The organism is Pseudomonas kielensis, from assembly GCF_014236655.1.
Lineage (GTDB): Bacteria > Pseudomonadota > Gammaproteobacteria > Pseudomonadales > Pseudomonadaceae > Aquipseudomonas > Aquipseudomonas kielensis.
Map to the genome: position 1 here is coordinate 13,977 of NZ_JACMYG010000015.1, position 18,632 is coordinate 32,608.

At 63.5% G+C, this 18,632-nt stretch carries 17 protein-coding genes and 1 pseudogene; 7 read left to right on the forward strand and 11 right to left on the reverse strand.

What is annotated here, in order from left to right; translation table 11 throughout:
* Positions 1-10: 10 nt before the first annotated feature.
* The 5 genes from H7995_RS15525 to H7995_RS15545 all read right to left on the reverse strand — a co-directional run bounded on the left by H7995_RS15525 (position 11) and on the right by H7995_RS15545 (position 4,073).
* The gene (locus H7995_RS15525) at positions 11-337 is read right to left on the reverse strand and encodes a DUF3325 domain-containing protein (RefSeq protein WP_166588704.1); all 327 of its coding nucleotides are present in this window, start codon (positions 335-337) and stop codon (positions 11-13) included.
* Positions 338-1,924, reverse strand: coding sequence for a PepSY-associated TM helix domain-containing protein (locus H7995_RS15530; protein ID WP_185818577.1), 1,587 nt, complete (start codon positions 1,922-1,924; stop codon positions 338-340).
* Positions 1,921-2,214: a DUF3649 domain-containing protein gene (locus H7995_RS15535; protein WP_166588706.1), complete on the reverse strand. Its 294-nt coding sequence runs from the start codon at positions 2,212-2,214 to the stop codon at positions 1,921-1,923. The genes H7995_RS15530 and H7995_RS15535 overlap by 4 nt, the downstream gene beginning before the upstream one ends.
* A 293-nt stretch (positions 2,215-2,507) precedes the next feature.
* Entirely contained in the window at positions 2,508-2,915 is a 408-nt protein-coding gene (locus H7995_RS15540; protein ID WP_166588707.1) for an HPF/RaiA family ribosome-associated protein, read from the reverse strand.
* 207 nt (positions 2,916-3,122) lie between these two features.
* Positions 3,123-4,073, reverse strand: a complete 951-nt coding sequence (locus H7995_RS15545; RefSeq protein WP_166588708.1) for a LysR substrate-binding domain-containing protein — start codon at positions 4,071-4,073, stop codon at positions 3,123-3,125.
* 135 nt (positions 4,074-4,208) lie between these two features.
* Between H7995_RS15545 and H7995_RS15550 the strand changes: the two genes are divergently transcribed.
* From H7995_RS15550 to H7995_RS15560, 3 genes are all read left to right on the forward strand, one after another.
* Positions 4,209-5,585 (forward strand): L-serine ammonia-lyase, encoded by a 1,377-nt coding sequence (locus H7995_RS15550; RefSeq protein ID WP_166588709.1) that lies wholly within the window; start codon positions 4,209-4,211, stop codon positions 5,583-5,585.
* Between the two features lie 62 nt (positions 5,586-5,647).
* The gene (locus tag H7995_RS15555) at positions 5,648-6,949 is read left to right on the forward strand and encodes a serine/threonine transporter (protein ID WP_166588710.1); all 1,302 of its coding nucleotides are present in this window, start codon (positions 5,648-5,650) and stop codon (positions 6,947-6,949) included.
* A gap of 284 nt (positions 6,950-7,233) precedes the next feature.
* Entirely contained in the window at positions 7,234-7,551 is a 318-nt protein-coding gene (locus H7995_RS15560) for a DUF3509 domain-containing protein (RefSeq protein WP_185818578.1), read from the forward strand.
* Here the strand turns inward: H7995_RS15560 and H7995_RS15565 are convergent.
* The gene (locus H7995_RS15565) at positions 7,548-8,048 is read right to left on the reverse strand and encodes a phosphate-starvation-inducible protein PsiE (protein ID WP_166588712.1); all 501 of its coding nucleotides are present in this window, start codon (positions 8,046-8,048) and stop codon (positions 7,548-7,550) included. The two genes, H7995_RS15560 and H7995_RS15565, sit on opposite strands and share 4 nt — an antisense overlap.
* Before the next feature lie 292 nt (positions 8,049-8,340).
* On the opposite strand from H7995_RS15565, the pseudogene H7995_RS15570 reads away from it, so the two are divergent.
* Positions 8,341-8,595: pseudogene (locus H7995_RS15570) on the forward strand (YebG family protein); the annotation flags it as partial.
* Positions 8,596-8,841: 246 nt separating this feature from the next.
* On the opposite strand, the gene H7995_RS15575 reads toward H7995_RS15570, so the two are convergent.
* Complete coding sequence (locus tag H7995_RS15575; RefSeq protein WP_166588714.1) at positions 8,842-9,861, reverse strand: Leu/Phe/Val dehydrogenase; 1,020 nt, start codon at positions 9,859-9,861, stop codon at positions 8,842-8,844.
* Positions 9,862-10,045: 184 nt separating this feature from the next.
* Here H7995_RS15575 and H7995_RS15580 point away from each other — a divergent pair, with 184 nt between their 5' ends.
* Together H7995_RS15580 and H7995_RS15585 are read left to right on the forward strand one after the other, a co-directional pair.
* Positions 10,046-10,849 (forward strand): SirB1 family protein, encoded by an 804-nt coding sequence (locus tag H7995_RS15580; RefSeq protein WP_166588715.1) that lies wholly within the window; start codon positions 10,046-10,048, stop codon positions 10,847-10,849.
* A 59-nt stretch (positions 10,850-10,908) separates the two neighbouring features.
* Positions 10,909-11,739, forward strand: a complete 831-nt coding sequence (locus H7995_RS15585; protein ID WP_182343565.1) for a class I SAM-dependent methyltransferase — start codon at positions 10,909-10,911, stop codon at positions 11,737-11,739.
* 16 nt (positions 11,740-11,755) lie between these two features.
* Here H7995_RS15585 and maiA read toward each other — a convergent pair whose 3' ends face one another.
* From maiA to hmgA, 3 genes are read right to left on the reverse strand one after another with little or no spacing between them, the layout of a single operon-like run.
* Positions 11,756-12,391 carry a maleylacetoacetate isomerase gene (maiA, locus tag H7995_RS15590; RefSeq protein WP_166588717.1) on the reverse strand — a complete coding sequence of 212 codons (636 nt, stop codon included), beginning with the start codon at positions 12,389-12,391 and terminating at the stop codon, positions 11,756-11,758.
* Positions 12,392-12,403: 12 nt separating this feature from the next.
* Positions 12,404-13,708 carry a fumarylacetoacetase gene (fahA, locus tag H7995_RS15595; RefSeq protein WP_166588718.1) on the reverse strand — a complete coding sequence of 435 codons (1,305 nt, stop codon included), beginning with the start codon at positions 13,706-13,708 and terminating at the stop codon, positions 12,404-12,406.
* A gap of 3 nt (positions 13,709-13,711) precedes the next feature.
* Positions 13,712-15,016 carry a homogentisate 1,2-dioxygenase gene (gene hmgA, locus H7995_RS15600; protein WP_182343563.1) on the reverse strand — a complete coding sequence of 435 codons (1,305 nt, stop codon included), beginning with the start codon at positions 15,014-15,016 and terminating at the stop codon, positions 13,712-13,714.
* A gap of 162 nt (positions 15,017-15,178) precedes the next feature.
* Here hmgA and H7995_RS15605 point away from each other — a divergent pair, with 162 nt between their 5' ends.
* Positions 15,179-15,985 (forward strand): IclR family transcriptional regulator, encoded by an 807-nt coding sequence (locus H7995_RS15605; RefSeq protein WP_166588720.1) that lies wholly within the window; start codon positions 15,179-15,181, stop codon positions 15,983-15,985.
* A gap of 2 nt (positions 15,986-15,987) precedes the next feature.
* Here the strand turns inward: H7995_RS15605 and H7995_RS15610 are convergent, their stop codons facing one another.
* A complete protein-coding gene (locus tag H7995_RS15610) occupies positions 15,988-18,543 on the reverse strand; it encodes a LuxR C-terminal-related transcriptional regulator (RefSeq protein ID WP_185818579.1) in 2,556 nt (851 codons plus the stop codon).
* Between the last annotated feature and the right edge of the window lie 89 nt (positions 18,544-18,632).

Genomic DNA, 18,632 nt, shown 5'->3' on the forward strand with positions numbered 1-18,632 from the left:
CTCGACTCGCCTACCCCAGCGCCAACGCGACCAGCGGGCTGAACAGCAGCCCGAGGGCCGCCATGAGCATCACCAGGCGCGGCCGATAGGGCAGCAACCAGACCAGCAGCAGGGCGCTGGCCATCAGGGCCGCGCACCACTGCACCAGGCCCAGGCTCCAGCCGGTGGCCAGGACGGCCGCCGCCAATGACAGCCCCAACAGCGACCAGCCGCACAGCTGCAACAGCCGCCGCACACGCGCCGTCGGGGTGCGGGCGAGCAGGTCGCGATGATGGCGGTCCATCGACAGGCACAATGCGGTAAATCCGCTGTAGCTCAGCAATACGGGCAGCAGCACTCAGTTCACCTCGACGTTGGATGCCACATTCGGCGCACGCACCGCACGCGCCGGGGTTTTGCCGCTGAGCTGGCCGGCACGCTGCATCTTCCACGCCGCCCAGGCGAGAAACACACCACTGCAAAGGCACGTCAGGTCAAAGCCCAGGCGAGTCCAGTCGCCTTGCGCCAGCAGCACGCGCAACGACTGCTCGCTGCTCAGGGCGTCCAGCAGCGGCACGACACAGAACAACCCGGCGGCCAGGGCCAGTTGCTCGATCCAGGCGGCGCGACCACGGCGCACCAGGGCATGGACCAGGCTCAAGCCCCAGGTGATGAAAAAGCAGTTCACCTCCCACTCGCCACGCCCGGCCAGGCTCTCCGGCAACAGGCGGTTGGCGCAGAAGAACACCGCCACCGCGATCAGCAGCCCCGACATGCTGGCGATGTTGAGCACCTCCACCAGCCGCAACTCGAACGGCATCACCCCGCTCCTGGCATGTTTCAACTGGCGCTTGCCCAGCCAGATCACCAGCCCGGTGCCGATCATCGCGGTACCGGCCAAGCCACAGATGAAGTACAGCCAGCGCAGGGTCGGCCCGGCAAAATGCCCCAGGTGCAACCCGTAGAAACCACCCGCAATGACCATCGGCGCCGGGCGTGCCGGATCGGCCGTGAGAAACGCGCCGCTGACCCCGTCGAACGCCACGGCACTGCCGAACTCATGCATCACCCGGTCAGCGCTGCTGCGCATCACATTCACCGTGGCCTTGATATCGCCCGGATGGCTCACCGTCACCAGACTCACCTGACCGCCGCCCCACTGCTCGCGAGCGCGCTCGACAAAGGGCGCCAACGCCAGCAATTGCCCGGGCTGGCCCTGGGCCTTGGGCGACTCGGACGCGGGGAACAGCTCGCTGAAGAAGCCGTCGGTATCGCCCTGGTAAGCCACCAGGATGCTCGCCGGCATCACCATGTACATGAAGATCACCAGGCTGCTGTAGGTGATCATCAGGTGAAACGGCAGCACCAGTACCCCCACCGCGTTGTGCCCGTCGAGCCAGGAGCGCTGGCCCTTGCGCGGACGGAAGGTGAAGAAGTCCTTGAAGATTTTCTTGTGGGTGATGATCCCGGTGATCAACGCCACCAGCATCAGCATCGCTGCACTGGTGGATAACCAGCGCCCCCAGGGATGGGGCATCTGCAACTGGAAATGGAAGCGATAGAAGAAGTCGCCGCCGCGGGTATCGCGCACCTGCAGCACCTCGCCACTGAGCGGGTCGAGTTGGCGTTGCTCACGCGGGCCGCGTCGGCCCTCGTTACCCGGCATCTGCCAGGACACCGACAGGCCGGGGTCACGCGCGCTCGGCAGGCTGATGACCCAACGCCCGGCACCGGCGGCGTGCTGCTGCAGGTAGTGCTGCGCCAGTGTCAGGCTGGCTTCGCTGCTGACCTGACGCACCGGCACTTCCGGCCGCATCCAGTGGCTGATCTCGTCGTTGAAGTACGACAGGGTGCCGGTGAGGAAGATCGCGAACAGCATCCAGCCGAAGATCAATCCGGTCCAGGTGTGCAACCAGGCCATGGCCTGACGCAAGCCCTCTTTCATGATTGCCCCAACCAGTAACCCAGGCCACCGAACGCCGCCAGCACCACGCCGGGCAGCAACAGACCAAACCACGCCTGCCAGGCGCTACGACTGGCAAAACACCAGAGCACGGCCACCAGGTACACCAGGAAGGAGGTCATCATGCCGCTGACCACGGCTTCGGCGCGGGCCATGGGCAGCCACAGGCTCATGCAGATACTGGCCAGTGTTGCGAGGAGGTATCCGCCAAACAGCGCGGCCAGCACCCGCGAGGTGACGGCCAGACGATAGGAAACGGGGAGGCTTTTCATGTTTCGACCTTGAAACGAAGAGAAATCTGCGCGCGGTCCATGCCAACGCAGGGTCAACGGAGGCCAATAGTAATGATAAATATTCTCATGTGCAAAAGACTCTGATGAAAAAGCCTTGGCACCCCCGGTCAGCGTTGAGTGCTTGATGGCCCCCTCTGCCAACCTCGGTGGTGCTCTGCACGTTGTAGCGGCTGGCGCAGGACGCGACGCAGCGGCGACACACAGGCCCCAAAACAAAACGGGCCTGCATCTGCAGGCCCGTTTTCATTGGGGTGGTAAAGGTGTATCAGGCATCAGCTATTGAGCGCGGCCTGCTCGTTCTCGAGAAATTCTTCTTCCAGCAGCGCGTCGGCGTGGGCTCCCGATTGGATTGGGGTCACCGTTGCGCGTTTGCCGCGCAGTTTGCCAAACAGATGCTCCAGCGCGTGTTCAAGCTTGGTGGCCGCCCCTTCGATTGCCTGTTCCAGTGTGTCGGCTTTATGAGTCACGGATACCGGTTGATGGCCTTTTGGCCGCGCTTCAAGCTGGCAGCGCATATCGTGTGGACCGGGTTTATCGCCGTTCTCATCCCGCAGGTGGACCTCGATGCGTGTCAGGTCTTCGTCATAACGTTCGAGCGTGCTCTCAATGGTAGTACGTACCCACTCCTCCAGTCGGATGCTGCTTTGAATATGGTTATCGCTGTTGACTTGGATTTGCATAGTTCATCCCTTATTTCAGCTAGCTCGCGAGAGGTCCGGTGTAGCGTTGATTCTTGAATGACCGTGACCTCTTACTTACAGAGTTGGGCAGACGGAGAAACAATTCAACCCCTAAAAAAAGATAAATTTTCATTGCTGAAAAAGTCGGACAACGGGCAAAAGCGCTGTTAAGGTCGGGAGTTGGGTCGCCTGGTAACACTGCAACAATTACTCACAGTTGCCCTCGCCCAAAGGGTGCATGCCGCGAAAGATCTGCGCCTCTTCCACCAGCCAGTCATGCACCGCGCGAACGCCCGGATGGCTCAGCGCACCCGGCGCATAGAGCAGCACGTAACGTTTGTAGTTGGGCACCGCGACGCCGAAGGGCACGATCAGGGTGCCACGCTCCAGCTCATCATTGAGCAGCGTGCGCCGGGCAATGGCCACGCCCATGCCGGCAATCGCCGCCTCGATGGTCAGGTGGTTGCGATTGAACGTATGCCCCCGGCGCACATCGGCTCCGTCGAAGCCGATGGCATTGAGGTAGAACTCCCATTCCGCGTATTCATAGCTGCCACGCCAGGCGGTGATGTCGTGCAACAACGGAAAATGCACCAGATCCGCCGGCCCGTGCAGCGGGGGACGCCCGCGCAACAGGCTGGGCGCGCAGACCGGAAAAATCTGCTCATCGAGCAGGGCTGTGGATAACAGTCCCGGGTAGCTGCCGTCGTTCAGGTCGATCGCCAGGTCGAAATCACCTTCGTGCAGGGCCACGCTGCTGTCCTCGGCCACCAGGCGCAACTGGATGTCCGGGTAACGCTGCTGCAAGCGCGGCAGGCGCGGGGTCAGCCATTTGCCGAGGAAAGATGGGATCGAACGCAACCGCAGGATGCCACTGATCATACCGGCGTCCAGTCGGCGCAATTCCGCGTCGATGCTGCCATAGGCTTCGCCGACGGTGATCGCCAGGCGCTGGCCTTCGGCACTCAATTCGACGCCTCGGGCGCGCCGATGGAACAGGCGGAAACCCAGGCGCTCTTCCAACTGGCGGATCTGCTGGCTGACCGCCCCGGGGGTGATGTGCAGCTCTTCGGCACAGCGGGTAAACGACAGGTGCCGCGCCGCACAGGAAAACACATGCAGCCAGACATACGTCTGGGCGTGAAATTGACGACTCATCGTTTAGTCCTGCTAAAGCCTGTCTTAGGAAGTTTCGTTGGTCACCCTGGACCGAGGTAGGCAGTATCGCCGACATTGCGCTTGGCCTACAAAAAATGGCGGCGATTCCTACTCCATTGCTTGTAAGGCTTTAGCATGGCTATCAGTGTTTTTGATCTATTCAAGGTCGGCATCGGCCCGTCCAGCTCCCACACCGTCGGCCCGATGCGCGCCGCTGCCACCTTCGTCCAGGCGCTGTTCGACCAAGGCCTGCTGGGCCAGGTCTGGCGGGTTGAAGTCCGCCTGTATGGCTCGCTTTCCGCCACCGGCGTCGGCCACGCCACCGACCGCGCCTGCGTCATGGGCCTGATGGGCGAATGGCCAGACAGCATCGACCCCACCCGTATCGGCCCACGTATCCAACAGCTGCGCGACAGTGGCGAACTGCTGCTTGGCGGCCGCCTGAACATTGCTTTCGACTGGCAGCGCGACCTGCTGCTGCTCGATGAGAGCCTGCCCTACCACCCTAACGCCATGGCGTTGAGCGCCTTTGGCGAGAACGGCCTGCTGTTGGAGCACACCTATTACTCGGTGGGCGGTGGTTTTATCGTCGAGGCGGCCGAGGTCGAGTCCGGCACACTGGCAGGCGATGACGTGCAGTTGCCGTACGATTTTTCCAGCGCCGCCGAACTGTTGTCGCTGTGCAATCAGCACGGCCTGCGGGTTTCCGAGCTGATGATGGCCAATGAACGGGCCTGGCGCAGCGATGCGGAAATTCGCCAGGGGCTGCTGCACATCTGGTCGGTCATGCGCGAATGCGTCGAGCAGGGCTTGCGCCACGAAGGCATCTTGCCCGGCGGCCTGGATGTGCCACGACGCGCGGCGAAACTGCACCGCAGCCTGCTGGAAATCGGCAAACCGAACGTCATCAGTTCGACCCTTTCGGCGATGGAATGGGTGAACCTGTTCGCCCTCGCCGTCAACGAAGAGAACGCCGCCGGCGGGCGCATGGTCACCGCACCGACCAACGGCGCGGCCGGGATCATTCCGGCGGTGCTGCATTACTACATGAAGTTCAACCCCGAGGCGTCGGATGACGATGTGGTGGCGTTTTTCCTCGCCGCCGCGGCCGTGGGCATCCTGTGCAAGAAGAACGCCTCGATCTCCGGTGCCGAAGTCGGCTGCCAGGGTGAAGTCGGCTCCGCCTGCGCGATGGCCGCTGCCGGCCTGGCCGATGTGCTGGGCGCCACGCCCGAGCAATTGGAGAACGCCGCCGAGATCGGCCTGGAGCACAACCTGGGCCTGACCTGCGACCCGGTCGGCGGGCTGGTCCAGGTGCCGTGCATCGAGCGCAATGCCATTGCGGCGGTGAAGGCGATCAACGCGACCCAAATGGCCCTGCGCGGCGACGGGAAACACTTCATCTCCCTCGACCGGGTGATCCGCACCATGCGCGATACCGGCGCCGACATGCATGACAAATACAAAGAGACTTCACGGGGCGGCCTGGCTGTCAGCTGGGTGGAATGCTGAGGAGCATTCCCTGCCGCCCGTAACACGTGAGCCCGAGCAAAAATAATAACGAGGCCAAAACGATGACCGATGTACGTACACCTGCTGCCGAAAACCCCGCTGTAGATCTGACCCACACAACGCAAACGGCCGACAAAGGCTGGAGCAAACACGACAGCACCTGGATGCTCGGCCTGTACGGCACGGCCATCGGTGCGGGCACCCTGTTCCTGCCGATCAATGCCGGCGTCGGCGGTTTCTGGCCGTTGCTGGTACTGGCGGTGCTGGCTTTCCCGATGACCTTCTTCGCCCACCGAGGCCTGACCCGCTTTGTCCTGTCCGGGCGCTCCGGTGACATCACCGAGGTGGTGGAAGAACACTTCGGCGTCGGTGCCGGCAAGCTGATCACCCTGCTGTACTTCTTCGCTATCTTCCCGATCCTGCTGGTCTACAGCGTGGCGTTGACCAACACCCTGGGCAGCTTCATGGAACACCAATTGCAGATCACCCCACCACCACGGGCGGTGTTGTCGCTGGTGCTGATTCTCGGCCTGATGGCGATCGTGCGGTGCGGCCAGGGCGTGATCGTCAAGGCCATGAGCGTGCTGGTGTACCCGTTTGTCGCCGCGCTGCTGTTGCTGGCCCTGAGCCTGATCCCGAACTGGAACGGTGCGTTCTTCGCCTCCGCCGGTGAAGGCATGCCGCTGCCGGAGTTCTTCAAGACCCTGTGGCTGGCGATCCCGGTGATGGTGTTCTCGTTCAACCACTCACCGATCATCTCGGCCTTCGCCGTCGACCAGAAGCGCCGCTACGGTGCCCAGGCCGAGGCGAAAAGCAGCGGCATTCTCGCGGTCGCCCACAGCATGATGGTGCTGACGGTGATGTTCTTCTGCTTCAGTTGCGTGCTGGCCCTGTCCCCCGCTGACCTGGCGGCTGCCAAGGCGCAGAACATCTCGATCCTGTCGTACCTGGCCAACCACTTCCAGACCCCAGTCATCGCCTACGCCGCGCCGTTGATTGCGCTGGTGGCGATCACCAAATCCTTCCTGGGCCACTACATCGGCGCCAGTGAAGGTTTCCAGGGCCTGATCGTCAAGAGCCTGCGCGGTCGTGGCCGGGTGATGTCGGCCAACTGGCTGAACCGTGCCACCGCACTGTTCATGATCCTCAGCTGCTGGGCCGTGGCGACCTTCAACCCGAGCATCCTGGGCATGATCGAAACCCTTGGCGGGCCGGTCATCGCGTGCCTGCTGTTCCTGATGCCGATGTATGCGATCCGGCGCGTGCCCTCTCTGCGCCAGTATTCGGGCCAGGTGTCGAACGTGTTCGTGGTTTTGATCGGCCTGATTGCACTGTCTGCGATCATCTACTCCGTTCTGCCCTGAAACGGACCGCCGGAAGCTGAGCGGTGAATGCCGCTCAGCTGACTCATGTGGGCTGGCTTGCCAGCGATCGCGGAGTATCAGGCGCCGCCGATGGGGGGTGCGCCGGCTCTATCGCGGGCAAGCCCGCTCCCACGGGGTGGGGTGAGGCTCGCTGATCTGAAGGTGATCACGCCTACGGCATGCCCCTTGCTACGTCCCTGCTATCTGCCGACGGTCCGGAACTGCGAACAATTTTGGGCACAGCCGGTCAATGACTGCACGATCCAATCAAGCGGTGACGCATTATGGACAACCCCTTCCAACTGATTACCGACACCTTTGCCGACGATTATCAGATCAACCTGAGCATTCAGGGGCTGGACGGCGGGATCATGCTGACCCTGTCCAACGCCGGGCGCATTGTCGCCAAGCGGATGATCAGCCTCGCCCAGCGCAACGATCCGCAGCGTTTGAAACGGCTGGTGCAAAGCATTCAGTTCGGCATCGCCATCGAGCAAGGGCACAGTGCCGTGGCCATTCTCGAAGCCATGACCGACAGCGACAACCTCAAGTTGCCGCCGCCGTTGAGCAGGTCCTCCCTGCCCCTGTCAGCCCGACCTTAAAGCTCGCCCTTCTCGACTTCCGGGTGCTCACTGGAGCCGGCTCCCACCTTGCGTTGCGGGTGCTGGATCTTCACCGAGGGGAACTGCGAAGAGGCATAACGCACCACCAGGATCGCAAACGCCAACAGCAGAATCCCGCCGCACAGGTAGATGATGCCCAGGTCCGGCGGGTTGTGGTGCGACACGTTGGAGATCAGCAGGCGGGTCAAGGCGGTGATCGCCACGTAGATCAGAAACCGCACGGGCATGTGGTTGGTCTTGAAGTAAATCCCGACCATCGCCCCCAGTTCCAGGTAGATGAACAGCAGCAAGATGTCGTCGATCTTGATGTGCCCCTCTTCGATCATGCCGAGAAACTCCATGATCGCCGCCCACGCCGTGACCGCGCCAATGGCGAACAGCGCCAGGTAGTGGAAGGTTTCGACGAACAGATTGCCCAGGGTTTCAGCCAGCTCATGCACGTTCTGGCGAAGTCGCTCCGCCCAGTTGATTTTCACGGTGATTCTTCCTTAGGTCGGTTGGACCGGATGATGCGGGTTCGACATGACTGTTGTTCTGCATGCAGAAAAAAGGCCAGCAGCTGTCAGATGAGATGACGGTGGACCGAGATGGGACACTTTGTGTGTCTAACCACAGCGCGGATCATGGCATAGCGCCACCTGACAAACCGTGAAACCGGTCTAGATTAAAAAGCGACTACCCAAAGGACCGGGATTGGCTTATCCTTTCGCTGTATATAAATACAGTAGTCGCAATAGACAACTAATGTGAAGGCATGTGAGGTGGTAAATGGCCGTCGAAGTGGTATACCGCAGCAGCCGAGATCTGGAGCGCTTGTTCATGGATAAAGCCGAAGCTGACCGTCATGACAAAATGCTCGAACTCGCCGAGTTGCTGGCAGAAGTGCTGCAAAAAGCCGTTCCGTCCCTGACCGAACAGCAAGTGGAAGAAGCCGGGATCTACATGGCGAAGAATCGCGATGTGTTCGCCAAGGCATTCAAGAGCCAGCCGGACGCCCTGACCGAATTGCTCAGCGCCCCTGCCCCAGCTGTAGCAGCGGTCGAACCTGCTGAACCCGCCGCAGACGTCGAGCCGGGCGAACCCGCCAAGGCGGCCAAACCGGCCAAGGCTGTCAAAGCCGCGAAGTAACGCCCGGCAGAATTGAACAGGCCCTGAATCACTGATCCAGGGCCTTTTTCATGCCTGTGGGATGAGAAGGCGAAGCGGGTTTCGGGCATCGCCATCAGCGACTCGGCCAGCGCCTGAGCCCGAAGGGCGGGAGATGGTTCCTCAGCGATAAAGCAGGCGCTCTGCCAATTCGTCCGCCACCCGCGCCGGCGAGCGTTTTTCCGCCTGGGCGTGGGCGAAGACTTCGGTCAGGCGCGAACTGATTTTCGACAGGTGCCCGGTAATGCTCGACAGCTCATCGCCGCGGTGCTTGAGCACCACGTAGATCAGCCCACCGGAATTGATCACATAATCGGGCGCATAGAGGATGCCACGGCCTTCCAGTTGGTCGGCGACGCTGAGGTTGGTCAATTGATTGTTGGCAGACCCGGCCACCGCCGCACACCGTAACTGCGCCACGCTGTGGCTATTGAGCACCCCGCCCAGGCCGCAGGGCGCCAGGATGTCGCAGGGGGTACTGAGCAGGGCCTCGTTGGCAATCGGATGGGCACCCAACTGCTCCATTGCCAGTTGCACCTTGCCCGGGTCGATGTCGCTCACCAGCAGCTCGGCCCCCGCGGCATGCAGTTGCTCGGCCAGGGCGAAACCGACATTGCCCAGGCCCTGGATCGCGATGCGCAAACCCTCCAGGTTATCGCTGCCCAGGCGCGCCATGGCGGTGGCACGAATACCGGTGAACACGCCCATGGCCGCATGGGGCGATGGGTCGCCCGCGGCAGTGGTGCTGGTGACGTGCTGGGTTTGCTGGGCGATGCAGTCCATGTCGACCACCGAGGTGCCGCTGTCGATGGCGGTGATGTAGCGACCGTCGAGTTGCTCGACACAGCGCCCGAAAGCCTCGAACAGCGCCGCGCGGTTTTCCACATGGGGCGGGCGGATGATCACCGCGACTCCACCACCTTGGGGCAGGCCGGCCAGGGCCGCTTTGTAGCTCATGCCCTGGGCCAGGCGCACGGCATCCGTCACGGCGCTTTCATCGTCGGGGTAGGCAAGGTAACGGCACCCACCCAGGGCAGGTCCCAGGCGGCTGCAATGAATGGCGATCACGGCCTTCAACCCGGTGGCCGGGTCGACGCTCAGGTGCAGCGATTCAAGGCGAGTGCTTTGCATGAGAGCGAACATCGTAGGGCTCCCGAATCACTTTCAGTAGTCGCCAGTATAGGCGCGCGGGCAAAAATTGCTGGAGCGCACCGGAATAAGCGAAGGCCCGCGCCAAGGCTTTGCGGCATAACTTGCACGCCCTCGCGCGCGGCACTGGACGAATGCTTGCGACGGGGCTAAAACGGGGCATTCGCCGGAGATTTCAATGAACCCGCGCCACGCCTTTTTCGCCTGCCTGCAACGCTCACCCCCGGCGCTTTTTGAAGCGGCGTTGTGGATCGCCGTCGAACATGATGCCGAGGTGCAACCGCAGGTCGTGCTGGAGCAGTTCAAGGACCTGGTGCAGCGGGTCAGCAGTCGCCTGCCGATGTTGCCGGTCAGCGAGTTGGGGCAACCGCTGCTGCGCCTGCTCAACGACCTGGGCTACCAGCAGGACGAAGCCACCCCGTTGCGTCCCCAGGCTGCCCTGCTCAACAAAGTCCTGGAACGGCGCCGTGGGCAGCCGCTGGCGCTGGGGCTGATCACCCTGGAACTGGCACGTCGTCTGGAGATCCCCATGGTCGGGGTCAACTTCCCCGGCCACTTCCTGCTGCGGGTGCCCGGCGCCGATCACCTGCTCGACCCCTGCGGCGGTCGACGCTTGTACCCCAACGATTGCCGGGAGCTGCTGCAGCGCCAATACGGTCCGAACATGGCCCTGAATGCCGAGCACCTGCTCACCAGCGAACCGCTGCAGATGCTCCAGCGCCTGTCACGCAACCTGCGCCAGCTGCACTTGGCCAACGACGACTACATCGGCGCGCTGATCGATGCCGAGCGGGTGCTGGAGCTGGGTAACGCCAACGCCAGTGACTACCTGGCCCGCGCCAGCCTCTATCAGCGCCTGGACTGTCCCAACGCCGAACGTTTCGACCTGGAACACGCCCTGCTGCTCAGCGACGACCCGATCCAGCGCCTGCGCCTGACCGAACGCCTGAGTCATCTGCCCCCCAACTCGATTGTGCATTGAAGCGATGGATGCTCCACTGGCGCCCTGGAATTTTTTGCGCCACCACGGATGAGGCTGTCATGCACTTCCCTTCCCCTGCGGAACGTTTCCTTGAAGACTTTCACCAGCGCCGACCCGGCACCACCAGCGCGGCGTTTGCCCACTTGTGCAGCGAACGCCAGGAATCGTCCTACGCAGCGCTGGCAGCCACCCTGCCGGATTCGTCCGCCAGCCTGAGTGTTCTGGACCTGGCCTGTGGCAACGGTTATCTGCTGCAACTGCTCGAGCAACGTCATCCACAGCGATTGCGGTTGATCGGCGTCGACCTCAGTCAGGCCGAACTGGACGAAGCCCGCACGCGGTTACCCGCCAGGGTGAGCCTGCTCAAGGAGCGGGCACAGGCGCTCTCGCTCGGCACGGCCAGCGTCGACGTGGTGGTGTCGCATCTGGCACTGATGTTGATGGACGACATCGAGCAAGTCCTGCGCGAAATACGCCGCGTGCTGCGCAAGGACGGCAAGCTCGCCACGATCGTTGGCCGGGGGTTTCTGCTGGGCGCGGTGGGTGACGCGTATCTGCAGGTGTTTCGCCAGGTGGCGCAGCAGGATGCCTTGGCGCATTTGCCGATGGGTGATCCGCGCATGCGCACCGAGGAGGGTTGGCGAGCGCTGCTCGGCACCGACTTCGAGCAGGTGACGGTGCAGGACATTGATGTGGCTTGGCAGCCCGACTTCGCCGAGCTTTGGCAATCACTCAGCGCCACCTACGACGTCGACCGGCTGACACCCGCCGCCCGCGTGCAATTGCAGGAGCGCTTCAAAACCGCAATCGAGCATCTGCCACAAGCCGACGGCACCTTCGCGACCGGCTGGGGATTGCGCCTGATCCAGGCACACCCCCGCCGGTGTTGAATACGGGTAGCCGCCGTTACGGGGTATCCGGCTGATTGGCGGGATGAGCCTTGATGAACGCCGGGTGTTGCGCTGCCAGCGCGGCGACCCGGCGAATCCGTGGATAGGCATCAAGGCTGATGTTGAAACGCTCAGCCGCATACAGCTGCGGGATCAGGTACACGTCCGCCACACCCGGTGCGCTGCCAAAGCAGTACCCCGCGTCGCCGATCAACTGCTCGACGGCCGCCAGCCCCTGGCTGATCCAGTGGCTGATCCACTCCACCACCTGTGGCTCGTCGTGCCCCCACTGACGCAGCTTGTTGAGCACGCTGACGTTGTGCAGTGGATGAATGTCGCAGCCAATCAACGCCGCCACCGCACGCTCGTGCGCACGCTGGGCGAGGTTGCCGGACAGCAGCGGCACCTGTGGATAAGCTTCTTCCAGGTACTCGATGATCGCCGGTGACTGGATCAGCAACTCGCCTTGATCGGTGCGCAAGGCCGGTACCCGACCCTGTGGGTTGAGCTGCAAGTAGGCCGGCTGCCGGTGTTCACCGCCTTGCGCGGCGATCAGGTTGACCGCCAGCGCCTGGTAATCCAGGCCCTTGAGCGCCAGGGCAATGCGCACCCGGAACGACGAGGTCGAGCGGTAGTAGGTATAGAGCTCCATGGGCCGAACCTCTCAGCGCGCTGGCAGGATCTTGCCCCGGCATTCGCCGAAGCCGATGGACGCAAAACCGTCACGGCTGCAACGCGCGCGCAGGATGATTTCGTCGCCGTCCTCAAGGAACTTGCGCACTTCGCCTGATGCCAGCTCGATGGGCTTTTTACCGCCCTCGGTGATTTCCAGCAGGCTGCCGAACTGACCGCTCTCAGGCCCCGACAGGGTGCCCGAACCGAACAGGTCGCCGGCCTGCAACTGGCAGCCGTTGACGCTGTGGTGCGCAACCATCTGCGCCACGGTCCAGTACATGTGCTGGGTGTTGCTCAGGGTCAGGCGGTGCGCCGGCAGATTCTGCTCGCGCATGGCTTCGGTCAGCAGCAGTACTTCCAGCTCGATATCAAAGGCGCCAGCGGCCTGGTCACGCGTGTCAAACAGGTACGGCAGCGGTTGCGGATCGCCTTGCGGACGCGCCGGCTGGGCACGCCGGAATGGCTCCAGGGCCTCGGCGGTGACGACCCAGGGCGAAATGCTGGTGATGAAGCTTTTCGACAGGAACGGACCCAGTGGCTGGTATTCCCAGGCCTGGATATCCCGTGCCGACCAGTCGTTGAGCAGGCAGAAACCGGCGATGTGCTCGGCGGCGTCGCCGATGGCAATCGAGTCACCCATGGCATTGCCCTGGCCGATCCAGATCCCCAGTTCCAGCTCGTAGTCCAGGCGTGCGCACGGGCCGAAAGTCGGCTCGCTCTGGCCGGCTGGCAGGGTCTGGCCTTTGGGGCGACGCACGTCGGTGCCGGACGGACGAATGGTCGACGCGCGGCCGTGGTAGCCAATCGGCACGTACTTGTAGTTCGGCAGCAGCGGGTTATCTGGACGGAACAGTTTGCCGACATTCTGCGCGTGCTCGATGCCCACGTAGAAGTCGGTGTAGTCGTTGATGCGGGCCGGCAGGTGCATCTGGCAGTCAGCGGCCAGATGCAGCAACTGGGCGCCCTGGGCTTCGATCTTGCCGCGCAGGGGACTGCCCTCGGCCAACAGCTCCAGCAAGCGCTCGCGCAGCGCCACACGGGGGCCCCGACCGAGTTCGAAGAAGGCGTTCAACTGACCGCCACGGGTGGCTTGCACCGCCGTGCGGGCCACACCGTCAAACAGGCCGGCGTCGAGTGCCGCCTCGAGGTCGAAAATCTGCTCGCCGATCGCCACACCGCTGCGCGGCGCCGAACCCTGGGTGCTGAACACGCCCAGGGGCAGGTTCTGCAGCGGGAAATCCGCGTGGCCGTTGGCACAGGCAACCCAGCTACGAGTGGGGGTGGTCTGGGTCATGGGTTATCTCCGGTTCGGGTTGAAAGTGGCGGGCAGCGAGGCCCAGCAAGCATCGTAGGTGTTTTGCAGTTGCGGGCAATCCAGGGCGAAACGACTGGGGCGCAGCACCTGGCTGGTCTCGAACATGAAGGCCATGGTGTTGTCGATCTTGCTCGGTGCCAGTTCGGCGTTGATCGCCTTGGTGCAGGTTTCGCCGTCCGGGCCATGGGCGCTCATGCAGCTGTGCAAGGACGCGCCGCCGGGCAGGAAGCCTTCGGCCTTGGCGTCGTATTCGCCCTGGATCAGGCCCATGAATTCGTTCATCAGGTTGCGGTGGAACCACGGTGGACGGAAGGTGTTCTCGGCCACCATCCAGCGCGGCGGGAAGATCACGAAGTCGAGGTTGGCCAGGCCGTGGACGCTGGTCGGCGAGGTCAACACGGTGAAGATAGACGGGTCCGGGTGATCGAAGCTGACCGTGCCGATGGTGTTGAAGCGTCGCAGGTCGTATTTGTACGGCACGTTATTGCCGTGCCAGGCCACCACGTTCAGCGGCGAATGATCGAGCTCGCAGGCCCACAACTCGCCGAGGAATTTCTGCACCAGGGTGGTCGGTTGCTGGAGGTCTTCGTAGTGCGCGACCGGGGTCAGGAAGTCCCGTGGATTGGCCAGGCCATTGCTGCCAATCGGCCCCAGGTCCGGCAGGCGCAGAGGCGCGCCATGGTTTTCCGCCAGGTAGCCACGGGCTTGCGGATCGAGCAGCTCGATGCGGAATTTCAGGCCGCGCGGCAGCACGGCGATTTCCAACGGCGCAAGCTCCAGCACACCCAGCTCGGTGGCGATGCGCAAACGCCCCGCCTGCGGCACCAGCAACCACTCGCCATCGGCGTTGAAGAACACCCGCTCCATCGAGCGATTGGCGCCGTAGTGATAGATGCTGATGCCGGCCGGTTTCTCCGCCCCCGAGTTGGCCGCCATGCTCACCAGGCCGTCAATGAAGTCGGTCGGTTCGGTTGGAATGGCCAAGGGGTTCCAGCGCAGGCGGTTGGGCGTGACCTCGCCCAGCGGGCCACCGGCCAACTGCCGCTCCAGCTTGACGAAGGCCGGGTGATTGGCCGAGGGCTGGATACGGTACATCCAGGTCCGCCGCGCTTCGCTGCGCACCATGGTGAACGCGGTGCCGGAGAACAATTCGGTGTAGAGACCGTAAGGGGCTTTTTGTGGCGAGTTCTGGCCGACGGGCAAGGCACCGGGCAGGGCCTCACTGCAAAATTCGTTGCCGAAGCCTGACTGGTAAGCCAGCGCTGGCGCCGTTGAATCGAGGTTCATGGAGCCTCCTGAACAGGGAGTGGGCCGTGGCCATGGCTCCGCTTCAGAGTTTTGGCACGTCCTGGTTATTTTTATCGTAATTCGATTACGCATAACGTAATTTGATTGGTATTGACCGTCAAGCTATAAAGACGCCCATTCATCTCCAGATACGACTCAACCATGGAAAAGCCGCGCGCCACGAGCGACAGCAACGGTAAACAGAAAGTCCGCTCGGCCGAGGTGGGCACCGACATCCTCAAGGCCCTCGCCGAGTTGTCGCCCTCGACCTCGCTGTCGCGCCTGGCCGAACATGTGCAGATGCCGGCGAGCAAGGTGCACCGTTACCTGCAGGCGCTGATTGCCAGCGGTTTTGCCGAGCAGAACGCCGCCACCAATCACTACGGCCTGGGACGCGAAGCCCTGCGCGTCGGCCTGGCGGCGCTGAACAGTATGGACGTGCTGAAAGTCGCCGCCCTGCCCCTGTCGGAGCTGCGCGACGAACTGAACGAGACCTGCTTCCTCGCGGTCTGGGGCAATCAGGGTGCGACCGTGGTGCATATCGAGCCGGCGGTCCGGGCCGTCACCGTGGTGACCCAGCTCGGCTCGGTCCTGCCGCTACTGAGTTCGTCCACTGGCCTGGTGTTCAGCGCCTACCTGCCCCACCGCGAAACCGCCGAGTTGCGCGAGCAGGAAGTCGGCGCAGTCCAGTCCCATCCACTGGCCAGTGAACAGGCCTACGCCAGTGTGTGCGAGCAGATTCGCGGACGCGGCCTGCACCATGTGCACGGTTTGCTGATGCCGGGGGTGGATGCGCTTTCGGCACCGGTGTTCAACGCTGTCGGGCAGATCGCCGCGGTGCTGACCATCGTCGGCCCGACTTCATTGTTCCATGCCGACGAAAACGGCCCGGCCGCCCAGCGTCTGCTGGCCGCGACCCGGGCGGTGAGCTGGCGCATGGGGCATGACGGCGGCGCGCCCCAGGCCTGAGCTCAGGCGAAAAAACCCAGTGCCTTGGCTTTCGCCACGGCCTGGGTGCGCCGCTCGACCGCCAGCTTGCCGTTGATTCGCCGGGCATGGGTCTTGACCGTGTGCAGGGAAATGAACAACTGCTCGGCGATTTGCAGGTTGGAGTTGCCCTGGGCGATCAGGCTGAGCACTTCTATTTCGCGCTGACTCAGGGGATTGTCGCGACCGCACGCCGGTGTCGGCTGCGGCGTTGCAGCCTGGGGCGGCGGCGCAACAAACAATGACGGCAGGCTGCGCTGCAACTCTGCCAGCGCCTGGCGCAGGTTGCAGCGCTCGACCAGTGCCTGCGCAGTCTGCAGCGCCGCCCTGGCCTCGACGGGCTGGCCCAACAGCCACGCCACCTGCGCCACGCTCAGTTGCAGCACTGTTTCCAGCCCCAGCATGCCGCATTGGCGTGCCCGCAGCAGTTGGGCATTGAGCTGCTCCAACGGCCGCGAGGCCTGGTGCAGATACACCTGGGTGACGACCAACAGGTATTCCAGGCGCGGAATCAATTCCAGGGTTGCCGGCGGGGCCTGTCGGGCCTGCGGGCCGTGGTAATGGCGCAGCACCCGGGTCAGGGCTTCGTGAGCCAGTTGCGGGCGTCCCTGTTGCAACCAGAAGTGACTGCTGACGTGCAGCAGGACCCCGCGGTACACCGTGTCGGGGATCTGCCGGCGCTGCATCATGCGCTCGGCGTCGCGTAAATGGAGGAACGCCTGGGCAAAATCCCCCTGGTTGGCGGCCACGTGCGCCAGGCCCAGGTACCCATACAGCACACGCTTGTCGTGACTGCGCAAACAGGCCTCGAGCCCGGACTCGAAAAACTCGCTGGCCCGTGCCTCCTGCCCCTGGCACAACGCCAACCGACCGCGCCGCAGGGCAATGCGCCCCAGCAACGGGGTGGCGAACCTGGCGTGCTGGCACAACAACTGGTGAATGCCGCTCAACAGGCTTTCCGCGCGATGGGGCGCACCGCGTTGCTCGAGCAACTGCGCGTGATCGAGCTCCAGCAGGCCCTCGAACAGCAACGCCCCCTGGGCTCGCGCCAGGCACAACGCCTCGCGATTGAGCGCCTGCGCGACATCCAGTTCGCCGCGTAGCAGGGCCTGTTGGGTCAACCCGGATAAACACAGCAGGCGGGCGGGCCAGGCGCTGGCCGGCAGGTCGACCAGGGCTTCGAGAAAATGCCCGCGTGCCGGCGCCATCCACCCCTGCAGGTGCAGCAACCAGCCCTGTTGCGCCTGCCAACGCGCCACCAGTTCGCGCTGCTGGGCAGCGCACGGTTGCGGGGCAAAACGCGCCATGTGCTCGATGCACAGGCCGGCCTCTTCAAAGCGCCCGGCAAACAACAAGGCCGCCGTGATCAACCCGACCAACTGCGCACTGCACAGCAGCAAGTCGGCGCCTTGCTGTTCATACAGACGCAGCAACAACACCACGTTGTGCTGCTGGAACAAGTGCTCGAAGCCAAAGTGCTGCAACAGGCTGATGGCCATTTCGTTTTCATCGGCCAACAGGGCCTGTTCAAACGCCGCCTGCCAGTCTTGCTCGGCGACGAACCACTGGCACGCACGCCGATGCCATGAGCGACCGGCCTCCCAGGCCTCGTCGCGCACCAGTTGCGCCACCGGTGCAAAGACCTGCAGCCAGTCCGGCGAGTCTTCCCAGGGTTCGATGAAACACCCCAGCTCCTGCAGAGTGCGCATCCAGTGCCCACCCTCGCCCGCGCCGAACAGGTGCTCACACAACCCCAGATTGAATCGCGGCAGGTGGGCCAGCACGCGCCAGGCTTCGGCCAGTTCCGGTGCCAAGCCGTTGAACAGTTCATGCTGCAGGTAATCGAGCATGATCGCCGAGCGCCCCTCCTTGAGCTCGCTGGCACTGCGGCCGTTACCATCTTGCAAAGCCACCCGCACGCTGGCGCACCAGCCACCGCTGCGCTGGAAGATCCGTTCGCAGGCATTGGCGCACAGCGAATGGGGTAGCTGGGCGATCAGTTGCTGGATTTCGCCACGACTGAACGCCAGCTCGGGGCCGGCGCTCTCGTACAGGTCGTCGTTGAGCAACAGGCGTGGCCAGTTGCAGTGCGGCCGCCGGCGCCCACCCAGCCACCAGGTCAGGGCCGGACTGCTCAGGGTCAACAGGCGATCGAGCAAGGCATCGAGCTGCGGGGCGGGCACCCGGCAGTAGTCATCCAGAAACAACCAGGTGGGTGTCTGCCAGCGAGCCAGGCAGGCCAGCAACTGCGCTTCGCTGTCTACCACCAACCCGAGGGCCTGGGCCACGGCCCGAGAAAACTCCTCAGGACTCGAGACGAGCCCATTCAACGCCAGCCAGTGCACGGTGCAGGTCGGCGGGGCCTGCAGCAGGCACTCGGCGAACAACGCGCTCTTGCCGCTGCCGGCCGGCGCGCAGAGCAACCTTACCCGGGCGGGCGAGGCCAGCAACGGCTGCGTCAGGCGCTCGCGGCGCACGTGCAGGGAAGACAAGCGGGGCACCACTCCCGGGCGATCCAGACAGTGCGTCATGGCGGTCATTGCAGCGGGCCTTTTTATCATTGTGAGCCTACCCTAGCCCTCTCCCGCGGCCTTGTTGAGAAACATTCAGAAGGCTGATTGCCAGGCAT